This is a genomic window from Sorangium sp. So ce204 (assembly GCF_051526795.1).
In the GTDB taxonomy this organism is placed as follows: domain Bacteria; phylum Myxococcota_A; class Polyangia; order Polyangiales; family Polyangiaceae; genus Sorangium; species Sorangium cellulosum_B.
In genome coordinates this window covers 3,588,638-3,608,060 of record NZ_CP150317.1, presented here as the reverse complement: position 1 = coordinate 3,608,060, position 19,423 = coordinate 3,588,638, and the positions used below count along the sequence as shown (strand labels likewise).

Annotated in this window: 16 protein-coding genes; 11 read left to right on the top strand and 5 right to left on the bottom strand. The window is 73.3% G+C overall.

The genetic code is table 11. The annotated features are described in order from the left end of the window. The first annotated feature begins 283 nt into the window (after positions 1-283). From WMF22_RS13715 to WMF22_RS13690, 6 genes are all read left to right on the top strand, one after another. Entirely contained in the window at positions 284-781 is a 498-nt protein-coding gene (locus tag WMF22_RS13715) for a hypothetical protein (protein ID WP_438036024.1), read from the top strand. Between the two features lie 205 nt (positions 782-986). Further along, positions 987-1,997 (top strand): hypothetical protein, encoded by a 1,011-nt coding sequence (locus WMF22_RS13710; RefSeq protein WP_438036023.1) that lies wholly within the window; start codon positions 987-989, stop codon positions 1,995-1,997. Positions 1,998-2,094: 97 nt separating this feature from the next. Continuing rightward, entirely contained in the window at positions 2,095-3,381 is a 1,287-nt protein-coding gene (locus tag WMF22_RS13705) for an RNA polymerase sigma factor (protein WP_438036022.1), read from the top strand. Between the two features lie 340 nt (positions 3,382-3,721). After that, positions 3,722-4,519, top strand: coding sequence for an RNA polymerase sigma factor (locus WMF22_RS13700; RefSeq protein ID WP_437299532.1), 798 nt, complete (start codon positions 3,722-3,724; stop codon positions 4,517-4,519). Between the two features lie 253 nt (positions 4,520-4,772). Further along, positions 4,773-5,840 carry a 3-deoxy-7-phosphoheptulonate synthase gene (locus WMF22_RS13695; RefSeq protein ID WP_437299531.1) on the top strand — a complete coding sequence of 356 codons (1,068 nt, stop codon included), beginning with the start codon at positions 4,773-4,775 and terminating at the stop codon, positions 5,838-5,840. A 212-nt stretch (positions 5,841-6,052) separates the two neighbouring features. After that, on the top strand, positions 6,053-7,429 hold the full coding sequence (locus tag WMF22_RS13690; protein WP_438036021.1) for a hemolysin family protein: 1,377 nt from the start codon (positions 6,053-6,055) through the stop codon (positions 7,427-7,429). Positions 7,430-7,538: 109 nt separating this feature from the next. Here the strand turns inward: WMF22_RS13690 and WMF22_RS13685 are convergent, their stop codons facing one another. Then, the gene (locus WMF22_RS13685; RefSeq protein WP_438036020.1) at positions 7,539-7,748 is read right to left on the bottom strand and encodes a hypothetical protein; all 210 of its coding nucleotides are present in this window, start codon (positions 7,746-7,748) and stop codon (positions 7,539-7,541) included. 185 nt (positions 7,749-7,933) lie between these two features. Between WMF22_RS13685 and WMF22_RS13680 the strand changes: the two genes are divergently transcribed. Next, complete coding sequence (locus WMF22_RS13680) at positions 7,934-9,733, top strand: MXAN_6577-like cysteine-rich protein (protein ID WP_438036019.1); 1,800 nt, start codon at positions 7,934-7,936, stop codon at positions 9,731-9,733. 47 nt (positions 9,734-9,780) lie between these two features. Continuing rightward, on the top strand, positions 9,781-10,737 hold the full coding sequence (locus WMF22_RS13675; protein ID WP_437299527.1) for a YheT family hydrolase: 957 nt from the start codon (positions 9,781-9,783) through the stop codon (positions 10,735-10,737). Between the two features lie 100 nt (positions 10,738-10,837). Here WMF22_RS13675 and WMF22_RS13670 read toward each other — a convergent pair whose 3' ends face one another. Further along, on the bottom strand, positions 10,838-11,581 hold the full coding sequence (locus tag WMF22_RS13670; RefSeq protein WP_437299526.1) for a YqjF family protein: 744 nt from the start codon (positions 11,579-11,581) through the stop codon (positions 10,838-10,840). 106 nt (positions 11,582-11,687) lie between these two features. Here WMF22_RS13670 and dhaK point away from each other — a divergent pair, with 106 nt between their 5' ends. From dhaK to ptsP, 3 genes are read left to right on the top strand one after another with little or no spacing between them, the layout of a single operon-like run. Next, positions 11,688-12,689: a dihydroxyacetone kinase subunit DhaK gene (dhaK, locus tag WMF22_RS13665; protein WP_438036018.1), complete on the top strand. Its 1,002-nt coding sequence runs from the start codon at positions 11,688-11,690 to the stop codon at positions 12,687-12,689. A 3-nt stretch (positions 12,690-12,692) separates the two neighbouring features. Beyond that, positions 12,693-13,352, top strand: a complete 660-nt coding sequence (gene dhaL, locus WMF22_RS13660) for a dihydroxyacetone kinase subunit DhaL (RefSeq protein WP_437299524.1) — start codon at positions 12,693-12,695, stop codon at positions 13,350-13,352. Further along, positions 13,349-15,796, top strand: coding sequence for a phosphoenolpyruvate--protein phosphotransferase (gene ptsP / locus WMF22_RS13655; RefSeq protein ID WP_438036017.1), 2,448 nt, complete (start codon positions 13,349-13,351; stop codon positions 15,794-15,796). The genes dhaL and ptsP overlap by 4 nt, the downstream gene beginning before the upstream one ends. 113 nt (positions 15,797-15,909) lie before the next feature. On the opposite strand, the gene WMF22_RS13650 is transcribed toward ptsP, so the two are convergent. From WMF22_RS13650 to wecB, 3 genes are all read right to left on the bottom strand, one after another. Then, positions 15,910-17,451: a pentapeptide repeat-containing protein gene (locus WMF22_RS13650; RefSeq protein WP_438036016.1), complete on the bottom strand. Its 1,542-nt coding sequence runs from the start codon at positions 17,449-17,451 to the stop codon at positions 15,910-15,912. Between the two features lie 11 nt (positions 17,452-17,462). Further along, entirely contained in the window at positions 17,463-18,083 is a 621-nt protein-coding gene (locus WMF22_RS13645) for a pilin (RefSeq protein WP_438036015.1), read from the bottom strand. Positions 18,084-18,262: 179 nt separating this feature from the next. Next, a complete protein-coding gene (wecB, locus tag WMF22_RS13640) occupies positions 18,263-19,381 on the bottom strand; it encodes a non-hydrolyzing UDP-N-acetylglucosamine 2-epimerase (RefSeq protein WP_012235118.1) in 1,119 nt (372 codons plus the stop codon). Positions 19,382-19,423: the final 42 nt, after the last annotated feature.

Sequence of the window (19,423 nt, the reverse complement as noted above, 5' to 3'; positions counted from 1 at the left end):
GAGCCGGCCTCCGTCACGCGGCAGAGGTGCACTGTCCTACGGGCGCCGGAGACGTTGAAGAGGGGGGCCACATGGCGGGGTGTTGCGGCCGGACGGGAGACAGCGGCGTGCATCGGGTCGAGGTGTCCACTCCGCTCCGTACCGCACCGATCCCGCCCTAGCCGGGACGCCGATGCGACGCGCCGGTTGTGCCGCCGTGCTCGTTGTCTTGATGGCGACGACCCCGGTGCACGCGGATACGCCTCGGTCTGAATCGGGACGGGAGACTCAGGAGGACGACCACATGTTCCGCGGCGAGATCTCCGCGTCACCGCTGCTCGCGGTGGGCCTCCTGCCCGCGCTCGGCGGAGGGGCGTCTTTCGCCACGGCGTTCCGCTGGCCCAGCCTGTCGATCGGCGTCGAGGCGCGGATGTTCACCTCCCTGGCGGACACCTTCGCGGACGGCGTCCTTGTCCATGCGAGCCTCGCGATGCCGACGCTCGACATCTGCGGTCATCGCGGGGTGCTGTCGGTGTGCGCCGTCTTCGACGCCGGCGAGCTGCGGATCACGAGCGACCCCGGCGTCAGCATTCGAGCGCGCCAGCCGTGGGTCAGCTCGGTCGGCCTGCGGGTCGCGGGCGACTGGCGCTTCTCCGAGCAGCTGTTCCTGCGCGGGTTCGCCGAGCTGCACACGAACCACAGCCGTCCGTCCCTCTGGGTGAACAACAGAGAGGTATGGCGGGTCCCTCCGCTCTCCGGCGTGGTCGGCGTGGGGCTCGTGCTCCCCGTGGATGCCTTCTGAGCGGTCACCCTGGCCGCTCCCTGGACGGGAACGCGGCCGATGACACCTGGCCTGAACAAGCGGTCACCACGCCGCGATGAGCACCATGTCAGCAGCATCAGCAAGAGACACCGGGGCTGACGCGGCAACGCAGGACCGACCCGGCTCCGCGCGCCGGCGATCCCTGGTCGGACTTCGGGCGGGCGGAACCAGCGTCCGAGCGCCGTTGTGGCTCGTCGCCGCGGCCGCGGCCCTGCTGTCGCCCTGGCGCGCCGGCGCCGCGCCGCCCCGCGCCGCGGTGCAGCTCGAGTACCGGCGCGCGCCGGGGGCCGAGCGCTGCCCGGGCGAGGGGCTCCTGCGCGAGGAGATGGCCAGGCAGCTCGGCTATGACCCGGTGGAGCCCGAGGCGGCCGCGCAGGCCAAAGCCCTTGTCTTCCGCGGTCCAGGGAGGGAGATACACGCCACCATGGATCTCTACGACGCGGATGGATCCATCGCATGGTCTCGGCACCTGGTCGTCTATCACGACGACTGCAAAGAGCTTGTCATGAACATGGCGCTCTCGCTCCGCGTCGCGCTCGATCCGAGCCTCCACGTGCCGCCCGCCCCGCCCGCCCCTCCCCCCCCGCCGCCCTCCCCTGCCCCGCCCCCGCCCGACGCCCTTGCCGCCGCGCCCGCGCGGCGGGCGTGGCCCGACGTCAGGGTCGGCCTTGCGGGGTCCGCTGTGTTCGGAACCCTGCAGGAGACGACCGCCGGGACGGCGCTCCACGTCGCGCTCCGTTATCCATCCTTCACCCTCGGCGTGGAAGGCCACGTTCAATTGCCGGTCACGGTTCAGCTCGACGAGGCGACGAGCATCTCGACCTGGCTCGCGGCGGCGAACGTGATGCCGTGTTCGCAGCGCCGTCACCTCTTCGCTTGTGCCGTCGCGTCGGTCGGGATCGTGACCACCTCCAGCACCGGCGCCAGGATCATCGACACCTCGTCGCTCTGGCTCGCCACAGGGCCGCGCGCGGGCGTCGAGATCCCGATCACCGATCGGATCGCCATCCAGTTCTATGGCGACATCGTGCTGCGCCTCTCGGAGTTCCGCGTCGAGAGCCAGGAAGGTGTGCTCTGGACCCCGCCGGCCTACGGCGGGCTCGTGGGCTTCCGTCTGGACGTGCATCTCGATCCGCGGAGCGAGGCGCCCGCGCGTCGCGCTGCCCTCCCTCGGGGTGCCGAGGCAGCGCATTGACAAGCTTCGCGACGACGCCGTCGCCACGCTCGAGGGGGGAACAGAGATGGGGTCACCGTCACGCAAAAACACATCCGCAGAGCCTTCCCACGCCCGCATGGCGGAGATCGCCGACGAGCACTTCTCGTTCATCGCCCGCTACCTCGCCCGCCTCGGGGTCCGCGCGCAGGACATCGAGGACGTCGCCCAGGAGGTCCTCGCCGGCGCCTACCGTGCGCTGCCGCGGTTCGATCCCAGCCGGGGCACCGTGCGATCGTGGCTCATGGGCATCGCGACCCACCAGGCGTCGAACCATTTCCGACGGGCCCACCGCCGCCACGAGCGCCTCCGGCCGTTCGACGATCTCGCGGCGCTGCCTGACGTCACCCCCGACTCCGAGCAGCACGCCATCGCGAGGGACCGGCGCTGCGTGCTCGACAAGCTGCTCCAGGAGATGCCCATGGAGCGCCGCTGCGTGTTCATCGCCCATGAGCTCGAGGAGATCGACATGGCCGAGATCGCCCAGCAGCTGTCGATCCCCCTGAGCACCGCGTGGAGCCGGCACCGGCTCGCCTGGGTCGACATCGAGGCGGCGATGCGTCGTTGGCAGGCGCGGCAGCGCGGCCGCGGGCTCGCGCTCATCCCCTTCAGCGCCGGCGCGCTCGTCCAGGAGGCGCGCACGGGAGGCGAGGGCGCGCCGACGTGGCTCACGCGGCTGTACCGCAGCGTCCGCGGGGCGTTCTCTCCGGGGCCATGGAAGCTCCCGATCGAGGGCGGCGCGCCGACGCGGGCAGGCTCGCTCCATCTCGCCGCGAGCATCGCAGTCCCGCTGGCGAGCGCCGCCGCCGTCATCGCGCTCACGCTCGGCGCGCTGCGCGCCGCCTCGACGCCGGCCGCCGCCGGAACGCGCGCCGCGACCGGGCTCGCCATGGCGGCCATGCGGACGCCGCCGCCCCCGCCCGCGCCGCCGCCGCCGTCCCCCGCCGCGCCACCGCTGCCTTCCCCGGCCGCGCTGCCGCGGTCCCCGGCCGTGCTGCCGCCGCCGCCCGGCGCAGCTGCAGCGGCGGACGATCCGCAGGGCGGCCGGATCGCGGCCGCCGGGAACCCGCGAGCGACCGGCGCGGCGCCGCCCGCGCAGAAGGCCGCGCCCCGTCCGTCGGGCGGAGCGACCTTGCCCTCCGCGGGACCGTCTGGGGCGTCGAACGATCAGGAGATCGCCGCCGAGCGCACCCTCATCGACGGCGCGATCACGGCGCTGTCGCGCGGTCGTTATGCGGAGGCGAAGCGCCGGCTGATCGAGCACCGGATGAGGTTCCCGGCTGGCCGCCTCACCGCCGAGAGGAACGCGGCGCTGCGCGCGCTCCGCGCGAGGACGGCAGCCGCCGGGCCCCGCCCGCTGCTCTAGAGCACTGCTCGGATGACAAGGCGTTGAACCGCCGAGGACACCAAGAGAGTGGAGCGCTGGCTCCTATCGACCTCTCGTCCGCCTCTCCTCTCCGAGCCGCCGCAGCACGCGCAGCCGAGAGCTCGGTCGAGGGCGATTCCCCCGTTCAGTTCCCGACGACTTCAGTGCTGCTCTCCTGCACAGGATACCTTCACCAGCCCAGCCGCCGCAGAGCCCTGCTCTTCCCGTCCTTGGCGCTTGGGGGCGAGACGCGGGGGATCGCGCGCGCACAGAAGATCATTTTTCAGAGCTGATGGCTTTTTTTTGAGATGGGAGATCAGCTCCTCCTAATTAAGCGAGCATGGGACAACCGCATCGCACTCTCGCACCGTCGATGCCGCTGGATAGACAGCGGGCCTTCGTCCGGCTCTTTCGGGGGAAGACCTACGACTCCGTATGGAATTGGCTTAGGCGGCTCGGGGTCCCACGCCGTGATCGGCGAGACATCCTCCAGGATGTGTTCCTCGCCGGATACCAGAGCTTCCCGTCCTACGACCCGCTCCGCGCCCGACCGGAGCGGTGGCTCAACAGGATCACGGTCCACGTGGCCGCCCACTACCGCGACCGCGCGCACCACCGGCGCGAAGAGCTGTCCTCCGGCCACGCCCCGCGCCGCGTCGCCGACGAGCGCCCGAACGCCGAGGAGCAGATCGACGCAGAGCAGACGCGCTCCCTCATCCTCTCGCGGCTCAGGTCGCTGCAGGCCGAGGAGCAGCAGATCCTCATCGCGCACGACCTCGAGGGCGTGCCGATGGCGACGGTCGCCGAACAACACGGGATCCCGCTGTCGACGGCGTACAAGTGGCGCACGCGCGCGCTCGCGTCCCTGCGCGCGCTGCTCGAGGAGCCCCGCGCAGAGCGAAGGCAGCAACGACCGCCGCGACCGACGACCGCGAGCGACGTCACCGAGGCGGCGCGCTCGGCGAGCGCCGCACGCTCGGCGAACACCCCACGCCGGACGGCGCTGGCAGAGCGACCCGCCCGCTCGCCCACGGCGGGCACGAAGCGGCCGGCGGCGCCCTGCCGCACGCAGCCGAAGGGCGCCCCGTTCCTGCGGCGACCGGGCGGGGAGCGGGCGCACTCGCCAGCGCGCATATGACCGGCGGAGACCGCCGGCGCGGTCGGGCCAGCGCTCGCGCGAGCGCCAGCGTGAAGCCCGGATCCGGCGCCCCCCCATGGCCCGATAGCCCGCCCGCGCCAGCGAGACAAATCTTCAGGCCGATCGCAAGACGTACGGGATACGGGATACGGGATACGGGAGTACAGGGCGCCGTGCGACGACCAGAAAGCGCCTCCGGCCCACGCGCGGGTAGTCGGGGCGTATGTCGTCGCGCTATGCTGGAGCCTCAACGATGTACTACTCGACCGACGACCTTCGTATTGCAGGGCTCAGGCCCTTGATCCCCCCCGCGATCCTTATCGAAGAGATCCCCGTCAGCCCCGCGGCCTCCGAGACCGTGGCCTTCACGCGCAAGGCCGCCGAGCGCGTGATCTCGGGCGACGACGACCGGATCATCGTGGTGGTGGGCCCCTGCTCCATCCACGACCCCAAGGCCGCCCTGGAGTACGCCGCGCAGCTCCGGGAGGCGCGCGACCGGCTGAGCGACGATCTGCTCGTGATCATGCGCGTGTACTTCGAGAAGCCGCGCACCACGGTCGGCTGGAAGGGGCTGATCAACGATCCCGACCTCGACGGGAGCTTCTCGATCAACAAGGGGCTCCGCGTCGCCCGCGGGCTGCTCCGCGACATCGCCGAGCTCGGCCTCGCGAGCGCGAGCGAGTTCCTGGACACGATCTCGCCGCAGTTCATCGCCGATTTCATCTCCTGGGGCGCGATCGGCGCGCGCACGACCGAGAGCCAGATCCACCGCGAGCTCGCCTCCGGGCTCTCGTGCCCCGTGGGCTTCAAGAACAGCACCGAGGGCGACGTCCAGATCGCCGTCGACGCCGTGCGGGCCGCGCGCGAGGCGCACCATTTCCTCTCCGTGACGAAGCAGGGGATCTCGGCGATCGTGGCGACGCGCGGCAACGCGTCGTGTCACGTGATCCTGCGCGGCTCGCAGCGCGGGCCCAACTACGCGGCCGAGCACGTCCGCGAGGCGGCCGACCGCCTGACCAAGGCGGGCCTGCCGCGCCGGCTGATGGTCGACTGCAGCCACGGCAACAGCCAGAAGGATCCTGCGCGCCAGAGGATCGTGGCCGAGAGCCTGGCCGACCAGCTGCGCTCGGGCTCGCGGGACATCCTCGGCGTGATGATCGAGAGCCACCTCGTGGGAGGCCGACAGGATCTCGCGCCGGGCAAGCCCCCCACCTACGGCCAGAGCATCACCGACGCCTGCCTCGGCTGGAGCGACACCGTTCCGGTGCTCGAGCTGCTCGCGCAGGCGGTGCGGGACCGGCGCGCCAGCAAGGCGGCGTGAGCCCTCCGCGCAGCGCCCGCGGCCGTGCGTGACGCCTGCCGCCGTGCGTGACGGCGCGGCTGGCGGCGCGACCCACCGCTGCGCGCGGCCGTTCCCTTCAGAAAATTTCACCATGAGCACAATCCGCGGCCCGCGGCACGCTGCAGCCACGGCCGCCTGGGTTTCATGCGCCGCGGGTCCGGCGCCGCTGCCGTCCGGGCGAGCGACACGCTATGCCTGCACCCGGGAACGCCGCGGAGGGAGCCGCCATTCTCTCGGAAATCCTCATCATCCTGGCCCTCGTACTCGTGAATGGCGTCTTCTCGGGCGCCGAGATCGCGATCGTCACGGTCCGCAAGACGCGGCTCGACCAGCTCGTCCAGTCGGGGAGCCGCCGGGCGTGGGCGGTGAAGCGCTTGCGGGGCAACCCGGAGCGCTTCCTCGCCACCGTGCAGATCGGCATCACCGTCGTCGGCGCGACCGCGAGCGCCTTCGGCGGGTCGACCCTCGCGAAGGACCTCGCGCCGGTCCTCCGCGCTGTGCCGTGGGTCGGGGACGCGGCGGACGAGCTCGCGTTCGCCGCGGTGGTCGCGCTCGTCTCCTTCCTGTCGCTCGTCCTCGGCGAGCTCGTCCCGAAGTCGCTCGCGCTCCGCGCCTCCGAGCGGTACGCGATGCTCGTCGGCCCGCCGCTCCGCGAGCTCTCGTCGCTCGCCCGCCCGCTCGTCTGGCTGCTCACCGAGAGCTCCAACCTGGTGCTGAGGCTCTTCGGCGACCGCACGAACTTCGTCGAGGCGCGCCTCTCCCCCGAGGAGATCCAGCAGATCGTCGACGAGGCCGCCGAGGCGGGCTCGGTCGACAGGCGCGCCGGCGAGATCGCGTCCCGCGCCATCGATTTCGCCTGGCTCACCGCGCTCCAGGTGATGCTCCCCCGCGGCCGCGTCGTGGCGCTCCCGCGCGACGCGGCCGCCCCGGAGGTGCAGCGCGCCGTGCTGGAGCACGGCCACACGCGGATGCCGGTCTACGAGGGGTCGAACGACAACGTGATCGGCTACGTCACGATGCCCGAGGTGCTCGCGCTCCTGTGGGGCGACGGGCAGTTCTCGCTGGAGAGCATCCTGCGGCCGGCGTACTTCGTCGTCGGGTCGATGCCGGCCGTCGATCTCCTCGCCGAGCTGAAGCGGCGCCGGCTCCAGCTCGCCGTCGTCGTGGACGAGCAGGGCGGCATGATCGGCATCATCACGATGGAGGACCTCGTCGAGGAGCTCGTCGGCGAGATCTTCGCCGAGAACGAGGCGCACCCGCCCCACGCAGAGACGATCCGGCGCGAGCCGGACGGGTCGGCGCTCGTGCCCGGCGACATGCCGGTCCACGAGGTCAGCCGGCAGCTCGCGATCACGCTGCCGGACGACGTCCGCTGGTCGACGGTCGCGGGGCTCTGCCTGGGGCTCGCCCGGCGCATCCCCGCGCCCGGCGACGTCGTGACGACCCCGGACGGGGCGGAGCTCCACATCGTCGACGCGAGCCCGCGGCAGATCCGCACGGTGCGGGTCCGCATCCCGCCCGCGCATGCGAGCGAGCCCGAGGACGAGGAGCGGCGCGGCGAGGGCTGAACCGGCGCGACGCGTCAGGACGCCGGGACGGACGCGCCCGGGGGCCTCCGCTGGAAGCGGTCGACCACCACGCAGCGCCGGGCGAGGAGGACGAAGACGACGGCCGCGATCAGGAGGAGCGCCGCGAAGAGAAGAGGTATTGAAGCGCGCCCGTGAGCACGTTGAGCGCGGCGACGCCGGCGGTGATCGGGTTGCCCGTGATCGCCGTGCCGGCCGAGCGCCGCGCGGTGCACGCCGCGCACGGGTGGTAATTGGCCTTCGCCGCGTGCTCGTGGATCAACATGGTGTTGATCATGAAGAACGTTGAGATGTTCTTCATCCCACCCTGTGGTCAAGGTGTGCGACGGTGGCAAAACGGCGCGCGCGCCGGCGCAGGCGACGATCGACGATCTGCGCGCGGGATTCAGGCTGCAAGGATTGACATCCTGGAAGGCCATCGTCGTATCCTCCCGGTAGCTCCGCGTTACGACCCCCGTCGTCGGCGACTCTGCCGAGGGAAGGTTCATGGAAAAGCTCAAATCGCGCTTCAGGCTCGCGCCGACGTATACCCTGCTCTGGCTCGCTGCGGCGGCGCTCGCCGCCGTGGCATCGTGTTCGGACGGCGGCCCCAGCACGAGCGCGTGCGTCGCGCCGGAGACGGAGTGCGACGGCATCTGTATCAACACGGGCACGAGCACGAGCCACTGCGGCGCGTGCGGCGTGGCGTGCGGCAGCGACCAGACCTGCCGCGACGGCGCGTGCGTGGACGTGGCCGCGTGCGACGACGGCCTCGCGTCGTGCGGCGACAGCTGCGTCGACACCCAGAGCGACGAGGCGAACTGCGGCCGCTGTAACAACGCCTGCGAGGAGGGGCAGACCTGCGAGGCCGGCGAGTGCCAGGACGAGGGCGGCTGCCCCGGCGGGCGCACCGACTGCGGCGGCACGTGCGTCGACGTCGCGTCCGACCCGAGCAACTGCGGCGAGTGCGGCGCCGCGTGCGTGGACGGCCAGACCTGCGAGTCCGGCGAGTGCCAGGACGGCGAGTGCTCGGAGGGGCTCACCGACTGCGACGGCGCCTGCGTCAACCTCCAGAACGACGCCGGGCATTGCGGCGCGTGCGGCACCGCGTGCACGGACGACCAGACGTGCGTCGCCGGCGAATGCGAGGACGGCTGCGGCTCCGGGCTCACGGCCTGCAACGGCGTCGAGGTCTGCGTCGACCTCCAGACCAACGCCGATCACTGCGGCGAGTGCGGCGCCGCGTGCAACGACTCGCAGGTCTGCCAGTCCGGGGCGTGCGCGTGCACGGTGAGCCCGGGCAACGATCTCGGCAGCGCCGTGCCGCAGATCGTCAACGGCACGACCGCGGGCCAGGCGAACACGTATTCCCCGACGTGCTCCGCCACGAGCGCGGGCGAGCGCATCTACTCGTTCACCGCCGCGACCGCGGGCGTCTACTCGTTCGACAGCACGAACTCCGGCTACAGCGTCGTCCTCGCCCTCCTCGACGCGACGGGGTGCTCCGAGATCGCGTGCAGCGCCGACCCGAGCGCGGTCATCACGGCCGACCTGGCCACGGGCCAGACCGTCTACATCGTGGTCGACGGCGCGGAGGGCGAGGCGGGCACCTTCGAGCTGAGCGTGACGCGGGCGAGCGCGCCGAGCTGCCCTGCGGGCACCCTCGCCTCGTCGGTGCCGCAGACGATCACCGGCAGCACGATCGGCCGACCCAACAGCGTGCGGCCGACCGTGACGACGGCCTGCCGCGACTCGAGCAGCCCCGACGCGGGATACGCGTTCACGGCGCCGGTCGCCGGCGACTACACCTTCGATACGTTCGGATCGGCGTTCGACACGATGCTCCACGTGCACGACGCGACCTGCAGGGGGGCTCAGCTCGCGTGCAACGACGACACGACCGTCGAGCAGTCGGAGGTCACGGTGACGCTCGCGGCGGGTCAGACCGTCGTGGTCGTGGTGGACGGCTCGACCGACACCAGCGACGGCGCGTTCACGCTCAACGTGAAGCGGGCCGTCCCGCCGCCGGTATGCGACGGCTCGGGCACCTGCGGCGACGGCAGCTCGGGGTGCATCCAGTGCGCGTTCGACACCAGCTGCGAGGACGAGCTCTCGGCGTGCACGGAGAGCACCGCGTGCATGGAGTACGTGAGCTGCTTCCGCACGTGCGACACGGACGCCTGCAAGGCGGCCTGCAGGACGGCAGACCCGGCCAGCGCGGCCCTCTACGACGCGATGCTCCAGTGCGCCCTCTGCGACGTGTGCCGGAACGATTGCAGCGGCTCGTCGGAGGTCGTGTGTCGCTGAGCGAGCGGGTGAAATAGAAACGCTGCGTCACCCGTGTTACGAACGGGATGATGCAGCGCATCCTCCACGGCCACTTCTGGACGGTCGCTCCCTGGCTCAAGCATCAGATTCACGCCCCGCGGCTCGCTCCGTCTTCCCCCTTCTCGGTCCACGTCGATGAGACTCCTGCCGGGCCCGTCCGGCTGCTCGGCAGGATCCGCCACCGAGAAGACGCGGGCTCGCTCCTCGTCGTCGTCCACGGGCTCGGCGGTACGAGCGAGAGTTATTATGTGGTCGAGGCCGCCCAGAGGGCCGAGCGCGCGGGGCTCGCCTGCCTGCGCATCAACCTGCGCGGCGCCGGGGGCGACGGAGACGACATCTACCACGCTGGCCTGTTCTCCGATCTCCACGCCGCCATCACCTCCCCCGAGCTCGACCGGTACGAGCGCGTGCTCGTCCTCGGCTACTCGCTGGGCGGGCATATCGCCCTCCGTTACGCGGCGTCGGGCGCGCTCGACGGGCGCGTCCACGCCGTGGCGGCCGTCTGCCCGCCGCTCGACCTGGAGCGGGCCGTCGCCGCCATCGATCAGCCCGAGCGGTGGGTTTACCGCAGGCACGTGATGTCCGGGCTGAAGGAGATGTACACCGCCGTCGCCTCGCGCCGCGCCGTGCCCGTGCCCCTCCAGGAGGCGCTCGCCATTCGCACGATCCGCGAGTGGGACCGGCGCATCATGACGCGACGCTTCGGCTACCAGAGCGCGGAGGCCTACTACGCGAGCGAGAGCGCCGCGCCGCGCCTCCGCGACATCGCCGTCCCGTCGCTGATCGTCGCGGCGGAGGCCGACCCGATGGTGCCGCTCGACACGGTGCGGCCGGCGATCGAGGCCCACCCGCGCTCGCCGCTGCTCGACGTGCAGTGGCTCCGGCACGGCGGGCACGTGGGCTTCCCGCGGACGCTGAGCCTCGGGTTCGGGGCGGCGCCGGGCCTCGAGTCCCAGGTCATCCACTGGCTCACGAGGCATTGACCCGCGGGCGCAGGCCCGCCCGTGCCCGCGGCGCTCTGGCCCGGGCTCCCCGGGGCGCAGGAGCGCGATCGGATCACCGCGCGGCCGCGGCGCGGCGGCGTCACCCGCGCGGCGCGGCGGGCGTCAGCGCATAGACGTCGACGTCCACGCCCGGGCTATAGAGCACGTGCGGCGCCCCCGCCGGGGCGGGCAGGCCGGCCGCGGCGACGACGCTCTCCTCGACGTGGGTCACCTCGGCCCGGTGGAGCGGATAGGGCGCGTGGTGCACCTGCCCGATCCTGAGCGCGCCGCCGCTCGCGGCGAACAGCAGGTAACGCTCGGCCAGGAAGTGCTCGAAGGTCCCCGGCGCCGCGGCGCCGCCGTCGATCGCCGCGCCGACGCGATAGCGCGCCTCGAAGCGCGCAGGCACGGGGCCCGGCCAGCGCCGCTCGCTGCGGTAACGGACCTCCCCGTCCCTCGACTCGAGATCCATCGAGGCGTGGTGATAGGGCAGGTGCCAGCCGACCCGGGCCGCGACGACCGCGATCGCCTTGGCCGCGTCCAGGCTGAAGAACCAGACGCCCGGCGCGCGCCCCTCGTGGTGGACGTAGGTGCGGACGTTGAGCTCGTGGAAGTTCGAGATCCCGGGCACGCTCGGCGACCACCAGGGGCTGACGTCGCGCATGGTGAAGGCGACGACGCCGACGTACGCCCTGCCCTCGAAGGTGTCGAGTTCGAGCGCGGGCGGCACGACGGCGCGCAGCGCGGCGATCGGCGTCTCCCAGTGCAGGAAGAGCAGCTCTCTCCAGCGCTGGAAGCCCGCCGGGCGGCCAGGGGGGCGGAGCGTGGGGGCGATTCGATCCACGGCGACCTCAGCATAGGACGGCGCGTTCAAAAGATCTCCTCTCGCGGCGGGCAATGGCATGGGGATATCCTGCGCGCGGGCCGAACGGGCACGGAGCGGAGGCAGGATGAAGAAGCTCATCAATGCGCCGGACGATCTCGTCGATGAGGCGCTCGAGGGGATGGCGCTCGCGCACGCCGAGCTCCTCCGGGTGAACGCCGCGCCGCGCTTCGTCACGCGCGCGGAGGCGAAGGGCAAGGGCAAGGTCGCGCTGCTCTCCGGCGGCGGCAGCGGGCACGAGCCGCTGCACGCCGGGTTCGTCGGGCGCGGCATGCTCGACGCCGCCTGCCCCGGCGCCGTGTTCACGAGCCCGACGCCCGACCAGATCTTCGAAGCCACGCGGGCAGTCGACGGCGACGCCGGCGTGCTCCACATCATCAAGAACTACACCGGTGACGTGATGAACTTCGAGATGGCCGCCGAGCTCGCGCGCGAGGCGGGAATCCCGGTGGAGGGCGTGCTCGTGAACGACGACGTGGCGGTCGAGGACAGCCTGTACACGGCCGGACGGCGCGGCGTGGGGACGACCGTCCTCGTCGAGAAGATCTGCGGCGGCGCCGCCGAGGCGGGCCGCCCGCTCGAGGAGGTGGCGGCGCTCGGCCGGCGGGTCAACGCGCATGGCCGCAGCATGGGGGTCGCGCTCTCCGCCTGCACGGTGCCGCACGCCGGCAAGCCGTCGTTCGAGCTCGGCCTGGGCGAGATGGAGGTCGGCATCGGCATCCACGGCGAGCCCGGCCGGCGGCGGGCCAAGCTGGAGCCGGCCGACCGGGTGGCCGAGATCCTGATGCAGCCGATCCTCGACGACCTGCCGTTCGAGCCGGGCGACGACGTGCTGCTGTTCGTCAACGGCATGGGCGGGACGCCGCTCCTCGAGCTCTACGTCGTGTACCGCAAGGCGCGCGCGATCGCGCAGGGGCGCGGCCTCAAGGTCGCGCGCAGCCTCGTGGGGTCGTACATCACGTCGCTCGAGATGGCCGGCGCGTCGGCGACCCTGCTCAAGCTCGACGACGAGATGCTCCGCTGGTGGGACGCGCCGGTGCACACGCCGGCGCTGCGCTGGGGGACCTGAGCCATGGACGCCTTGAACGGCGCGCACATCGCGGCGTGGATCGAGCGCGCGGCCGACGTCATGGAGCGCGAGAAGGCGCTCCTGACCGAGCTCGACGCGGCGATCGGCGACAGCGACCACGGCGTCAACATGGCGCGCGGCTTCACGGCGGCGCGCGCCCGGCTCGGCGACCTCGATCACGGCGACGTCGGCGCGCTGCTGAAGGGCGTCGGGATGATCTTGCTGTCGACCGTCGGCGGGGCGAGCGGCCCGCTCTACGGCACGCTGTTCCGCGACGCGGGCCAGCGGGCGGCCGGCGCCGCGGCGCTCGATCTCGCGGCCCTGGCCGGGTGCCTCGAGGCGGGCCTCGACGGCGTGAAGCGGCGAGGCAAGGCGTCGCCCGGCGACAAGACGATGGTCGACGCGCTCTCCCCCGCGGTCGACGCGCTCAAGGCCGCGCTGAGCGCGCCGGCGCCCACGGGCGACCCGGCGCGCTCCCCGCTCATGGACGGGCTCGCCCGCGCCGCCGAGGCGGCGCAGGCCGGCGCGCTCGCGACCGTGCCGCTCATCGCTCGCAAGGGCCGGGCGAGCTACCTCGGTGAGCGCAGCGCTGGGCACCAGGACCCCGGCGCCACGTCGTGTTCGCTCTTGCTGCGGAGCCTGGCCGCGACGGCAGGCGTATGAGCGGAGCGGCGGGCCGCGTCGGGCTCGTCCTGGTCTCGCACAGCCGGCAGCTGGCCGAGGCCACCGAGGCGCTGGCCCGCCAGATGACCGGCGAGGCGGTCGCCATCGCATGCGCGGCGGGCGCGGGCGACGGCGGCGCGGAGCTCGGCACCGACGCGACCGCGATCGCCGCGGCGATCGAGCGCGTCTGCGGGCCGGCCGGCGCAGTCGTGCTGATGGACATCGGCGGCGCGATCCTGAGCGCCGAGACGGCGCTCGAGCTCATCGATCCGGCCATCGCCGCGCGCACGCGCCTCACCGGCGGGCCGATCGTGGAAGGGGCGATCGCGGCCGCCGTGCGGGCTGCGGCGGGTGGCACGCTCGATCAGGTCGCCGCGGAGGCGCGGCAGGCGCTCGTTCCGAAGGCCGAGCAGCTCGGCGAGGCGGAGCGCCCCGCGTCGGCGGCGGTGGCCGCGACCGACGCGGGCGCGCCGGCCGCGACGGTCGAGCTCGCGATCGCCGATCCGGGCGGCCTGCACGCCCGCCCCGCCGCGCGGCTCATCACGCGCGCGGTGGCCTTCGACGCGGCGATCACCCTGGAGAACGTGACGGCCGCGCGCGGTCCGGTGCCGGCCTCGAGCCTGATCGCGCTCGCGTCCCTCGGGGCGCGCCGGGGCGACGTGCTGCGCTTGCGCGCGACCGGGCGGCAGGCGGCCGAGGCGGTCGAGGCGCTCGCCGCGCTCCTGCAGCGCGACGCGCCACCGGCCGCGCCCACGGCGCCCCTCGCGTCGTGCCACGCCATCCCCGTCGCGCCCGGCGTCGCCCTCGGCCCCATGGTCCGGCTCGTGCGGTCGACGCCGGAGGTCCCCGAGACCACGGTCGACGATCCTGCGGCCGAGTCCGAGCGGCTGCGGCGGGCGCTCGATCTGGCAGCGCAGGACCTCGGCAGCGCGCTGCGCGGCACCGACATCCTCGACGCCCACCAGGCGCTGCTCTGCGACCCGGCGCTCGTCGACGAGGCGATCTCGCGCATCGAGCGGGAGCGCTGCAACGCCGCCTGGGCCTTCCGCCAGGCGATCGACGCCGCGGCCGCGATTTACCGGCAGCTCGACGACCCGTACCTGCGGGCGCGCGAGGCCGACGTTCACGACGTGGGCGACGCCGTGGTGCGCGCCCTGCTCGGCGGCGCCGCGGCGGTGCTGCCCGACGGGCCGCCGGCCGTCGTCGTGGCCGAGGACCTCGCGCCGTCGGAGGCCGCGCGGCTCGATGCGGGGCGGGTGCTCGGCGTCATCGACCGGCGCGGCGGTCCCACCTCGCACGCGGCCATCCTGCTGCGGAGCGCCGGCATCCCCGCGGTCGCCGGGGCCGCGGCGCTGGTGCCTGACGCTGGAGGCGCGCGCGCCGGCCTCGACGGCGCGACAGGCGAGGTGTGGCTCGACCCGGATCCCGAGACAACGATCGAGCTCCAGCGGCGGCAGGCGGCCCTCCGCGCGTCACGGCGGCCGCCAGGCGCCCGGGACGGCCGGTTGCGCCTCGCCTGCGGCCGCGAGGTCGAGCTCTGGGCGAACGTGGCTGGCCCCGCGGACGCGCGCGCCGCGCGCGAGGCGGGCGCCCTCGGGATCGGGCTCCTGCGCACCGAGATGCTGTTCCTGGACCGCGTGGACGAGCCTGGCGAGGACGAGCAGGCGGAGCTGCTCGCGGAGATCTTCGCGGCGTTCGCCGGCGCTCCGATCGTGGTCCGCACGCTCGACGCCGGCGGGGACAAGGCGCTGCCGTACCTCGAGCTCGACGCCGAGGCGAACCCCAGCCTGGGCGTCCGCGGCGTCCGCCTCTCCCTCGCGCGGCCGGCGCTGCTCGAGGCGCAGCTCCGCGCGATCCTGGTCGCGGGGCGCGGCCATGACATCCGGGTGCTGGTCCCGATGGTCTCGATCGCCGCGGAGGTGAGCGCCGTGCGCGCCGCGCTGGAGCGCGCGCACGAGGCGCTCGCGGCGACGGGCGCGGCGCACCGCTGGCCCGTGGCCACGGGCATCATGGTCGAGGTGCCGTCGGCGGCGCTCATGGCGGAGCGCCTCGCGCGCCAGGCGGACTTCTTCAGCATCGGGACCAACGATCTGACGCAGCACACGCTGGCGGCCGAGCGTGGTCACCCGCGGCTGCACGCGCTCGCGGATCCGGCGCACCCGGCCGTGCTGCGGCTCGTGCGCGGGGTGGTGGAGGCGGGGCACGCCGCGAAGCGGCCGGTCTCGGTGTGCGGCGAGGCCGCCGGCGATCCCGGCGTCGCGCCGCTCCTCGTCGGGCTCGGGATCACGCGCCTCAGCATGGGCGCCTCCGCGTTCGACGCGGTGGAGGACGCGCTCGCCGGCGCCTCGTTCGCCGATCTCGCCGCCATCGCCGAGGCGGCGCTCGCGGTCGACGACGCGGCGGCGGCCCGCGCAGCCCGCGCGGCGGCGCGGCGTCCGGGCTGACGTCGGTGCCGTGACGGAGCGGCCGGACGCCTGGCCAGGGACCGCCAGACGTCTGGCCAGTCCGGCGCCCGACCTCCCGAGCGATCCGGCCCGCGACCGCCGATCGCCGCTCGCTACAGCGCCCCCGCCGGCGCGGCGCCCTCGTGCGCGGAGCGCGCGGTGGTGTCGCCCGAGGGCTGATTTGCCCGCGCCGGGCGTCCCAGCAGGCACGCGCCCTCGCCGGGCAGCTCCGTCGCGGCGTCGCACGCCGCGAGCTCCCAGCCGGTCGCCTGTTCGGCGTCGGTCCCGGTGAGGTCGGCACCTCGGAGGTTGGCGGCGGTCAGATCGGCGGCCGCGAAGGTCGACTCCATCAGCGCGGCGCCCGAGAGGTCCGCCCCGGCGAGGCGCGTGTTCCGGAAGCTGCTCTGGCCGAGATCGGCTCGGGAGAGATCGAGCCCCGACAGATCCAGCCCCTCGAAGCTGCGGTGACCGCTCCGCGCGAGGAGGCGTACCGCGGTGGACCGTTGCGCGGCGTCGCCCGAGGCGAGCGTGGCGCGCAGCCGGAAGACCGCGAGGCGCGACGGATCGAGGCCGTAGACGAGCGTCGCGGCGAACGCGGCGAGCACGAGGCGGGCGCCCAGGGAGCGCGCGGCGTTGCGTTCGGCGCCGACGAGAGGCAGCGCGAAGGTCAAGAGCGCCGCGCCCAGCGCGCTGCCGGCGTGCGCTGCCAGGAGGAGGCCGCGCGGAGGGATCTTCGTCAGGGCGACGGCGGCCGCGAGGACGAGGAGCAATGCGCCGCCGGCGAGCGCGAGGCGCAGCTCGGTCGACCGCGCGAGCTCGGGCGCGCCCGGCGCCCTCCGAGGGCCACCGGGCACGGCGGCGCGGCGGACCGCCGGAGGCTCGCGCTCACCGGCAGCGCGGCGCGGGGCGCTGATCGCCATGCCCTGGCGAGGAACGTCGGTCGCGGGGGGCATCCGCTGCGACTCGGGTACCCGCTGCGACTCGGGCGGCGCCGAGATCCGCTGCGATGACCACGCCGCCTCCATCCGCCGCGAGTCCGGCGCCGCCTCCATCCTCCGCGAGTCTGGCGCCGCCTCCATCCTCCGCGAGTCTGGCGCCGCCTCCATCCTCCGCGAGTCCGGCGCCGCGGGGCGACGGCTCCGCGCTGCGCTCTCGGGGACCGCGTCGGCGCTCGCGAGGGCGTCGCGCAGCGGCGAAGGGAACGACGCGATGTCGTCGAACGACGCGCCCGCGCTCGCCAGCGCCAGGATGGCCTCCTCGTCGAAGCCAGAGCGCGCGCACGCCGACGGATCGACGCGCGCGCCCACGAGCGAGCCCGCCGAGGAGAACGAGCGCGGGAGCTTGGCCCCGCGCAGATCCGCGGCCGCGAGCAGCGCCCCGCCGAGCAGCGCCCCCGAGAGATCGGCCCAGCGCAGGTCGGCCCCGGTGAGGTCGGCGTTGACGAGCGACGCGGCGTCGAGCCGCGCCCCCCCGAGGTTCGCGCCGGTGAGCTTGGCGCCGTCGAGGCGCGCGCCCGCGAGGTTCGCGCCCTGGAGGTCGGCGCAGCGCAGGTGCGCGGCCGCGAGGTCCGCGCCCGGGAGCTCGATGGCGGTGCTCTCGCCGCCGCGGCGCGACGAGAGGGCACCGAAGAGCGTGTGGAGAGCTGCGGTGTCCATGGCGGCGCCGCCTACTCGTCCGGGTCGATGGTGCCGATCGTGCTCGCGAACACCACCTGCCCGTCCTTCATGTAGCCGTCCAGCGCGAACCACGCGTGCGTATTGTCCCCGTCGAGGTCGCCTCGCGCATAGGCGGCCCACCTGCGATCCACCGGCACGTCCTCCGGGAAATGGTTGACGGAGACAGGCATGGGAGAGCCACCGAGTCGATATCGATACTGGTACGACTGAGGGTGGCTGACCGAGAACGCAAGGCACTTCCAGCCAACGGTCGGACTCCCGGTGTTGTAGTCCACCCCCGGGCTGGGATCGGGCTGATATTTCTGCCCCTGGACACGATAGAACGCGTTGGGCACGGTGACCGCATCGCTGCACAGCGGCTGGACCGGCGCGGTGCCCGACATCGCCTGGAGGCGCTCGGCCGAACCGACGACGGCCCTGGCGATGCCGCCGACCGTCTGCTTGGCCTCGGCCGATTTGGCGAGCACGAGGTACCTGGACACCCCCTGGGTCCCCAGGGCGGCCAGGATCGCCACGACCCCGCCCGCGACCATCACCTCGACGAGCGAGAAACCTCGTTGACCTCGCCCTCGCGCCGCCCACTCCACGCCAGGTCGAAAATTTCTTGCCACGATACAACTATATACCGGGGCTGTTCATCGATAAACAAGCACAACCCAGGGCGCTCCGGGCCATGGAGCGCTGTTTGGTCGGGGGTTGTGGGGAGTGTGGTCGAGCGGCCGGCGCGACGCCCACGTAGGCCACGGAAGAAGCGATGGGGCGGCGCGGTGAGCGAGGGTGGGCGGTGAGCTCAGGCGCGGGGGCCAGCGGTCTTGGGCGGCGGATCCCCCGCGAGGAACGCTTCGAGCGCGTCGGCGATGCGCTCGCCGGTCTTGCCGTCCCATCCCTCGGGCACGGAGCCTCGCTTGGCGCGGCCGTCGAGGATGGCGTCGACCTCGCGCGCGATGAGCGCGGCGTCGAGCCCGACGACGATGTTCGTGCCCTGCGTCACGGTGATGGGCCGCTCGGTGCCCTGACGCATCGTGAGGCACGGGATCCCGAGCGCGGTCGTCTCTTCCTGGATGCCGCCGGAGTCGGTCGCGACGAGCAGCGCATTGCCCATCACGGTCACGAAATCGTCGTATCCGAGCGGCTCCATGATCCGGAGCCCCTTCGTCTCGCGGAGGCGCGCCGACAGCCCGAAGGACTCGGCGCGGGCGACGGTGCGCGGGTGGACGGGGAACACGGTCGGCAGGCGCTGCGCGATCGCCTCGAGCGCGTCGAGCGTCTCGGCGAGCCGCTCGGCGCTGTCGACGTTGGCCGGGCGGTGAAGCGTCGCGATCGCGTACTTCTTCGGCTCGAGCCCGAAGCGCGAGAGCGCGTCCGTCTGGCGCTTGAGGGCGTAGTGGACCGAGTCGATCATCACGTTGCCGACGAACCGGATTCGCTCGGGCGGGATGCCCTCCGCGAGCAGGTTGGGGTGGGCGTCGTGAGAGGGGGTGAGCAGGAGATCGGAGAGCTGGTCGGTGAGGACGCGGTTGATCTCCTCGGGCATCGTCCAGTCGCGCGAGCGCAGCCCGGACTCCACGTGGACGACGGGAATTCCGAGCTTGGACGCCGCGAGCGCGCCTGCGAGCGTGCTGGTGACGTCCCCGACGACGACAACGACCTTGGGCCGGTGCTCGATCATGTCGGCCTCGGCGCCGACGAGGACCGCCGCCGTTTGCTGGGCGTGCGAGCCGCCGCCTGCCTTGAGCGTGTGATCCGGCGTCGGCAGGCCGAGATCCCGGAAGAACACATCGCTCATCGTCGTGTCGAAGTGCTGCCCCGTGTGGAGCAGCCGCATCGGCAGGCGGCGCGCCTTGAGGGCGCGGCAGATGGGGGCGAGCTTCATGAAGTTCGGGCGCGTCGCGGCGACGAGGTAGATCATCTCGACCGAGGATGATGCCGTGGTACCCGGCGCAGCACCAGC

What these genes read in the sequence shown, in the direction of transcription:
- WMF22_RS13685 (WP_438036020.1), bottom strand. Translation starts at nt 7,748, where the DNA reads ATGAAGAACATCTCAACGTTCTTCATGATCAACACCATGTTGATCCAC.
- WMF22_RS13695 (WP_437299531.1), top strand. Translation starts at nt 4,773, where the DNA reads ATGTACTACTCGACCGACGACCTTCGTATTGCAGGGCTCAGGCCCTTG.
- wecB (WP_012235118.1), bottom strand. Translation starts at nt 19,381, where the DNA reads ATGATCTACCTCGTCGCCGCGACGCGCCCGAACTTCATGAAGCTCGCC.
- ptsP (WP_438036017.1), top strand. Translation starts at nt 13,349, where the DNA reads ATGAGCGGAGCGGCGGGCCGCGTCGGGCTCGTCCTGGTCTCGCACAGC.
- WMF22_RS13705 (WP_438036022.1), top strand. Translation starts at nt 2,095, where the DNA reads ATGGCGGAGATCGCCGACGAGCACTTCTCGTTCATCGCCCGCTACCTC.
- WMF22_RS13715 (WP_438036024.1), top strand. Translation starts at nt 284, where the DNA reads ATGTTCCGCGGCGAGATCTCCGCGTCACCGCTGCTCGCGGTGGGCCTC.
- WMF22_RS13680 (WP_438036019.1), top strand. Translation starts at nt 7,934, where the DNA reads ATGGAAAAGCTCAAATCGCGCTTCAGGCTCGCGCCGACGTATACCCTG.
- WMF22_RS13650 (WP_438036016.1), bottom strand. Translation starts at nt 17,451, where the DNA reads ATGGACACCGCAGCTCTCCACACGCTCTTCGGTGCCCTCTCGTCGCGC.
- WMF22_RS13675 (WP_437299527.1), top strand. Translation starts at nt 9,781, where the DNA reads ATGATGCAGCGCATCCTCCACGGCCACTTCTGGACGGTCGCTCCCTGG.
- dhaL (WP_437299524.1), top strand. Translation starts at nt 12,693, where the DNA reads ATGGACGCCTTGAACGGCGCGCACATCGCGGCGTGGATCGAGCGCGCG.
- dhaK (WP_438036018.1), top strand. Translation starts at nt 11,688, where the DNA reads ATGAAGAAGCTCATCAATGCGCCGGACGATCTCGTCGATGAGGCGCTC.
- WMF22_RS13700 (WP_437299532.1), top strand. Translation starts at nt 3,722, where the DNA reads ATGGGACAACCGCATCGCACTCTCGCACCGTCGATGCCGCTGGATAGA.
- WMF22_RS13690 (WP_438036021.1), top strand. Translation starts at nt 6,053, where the DNA reads ATGCCTGCACCCGGGAACGCCGCGGAGGGAGCCGCCATTCTCTCGGAA.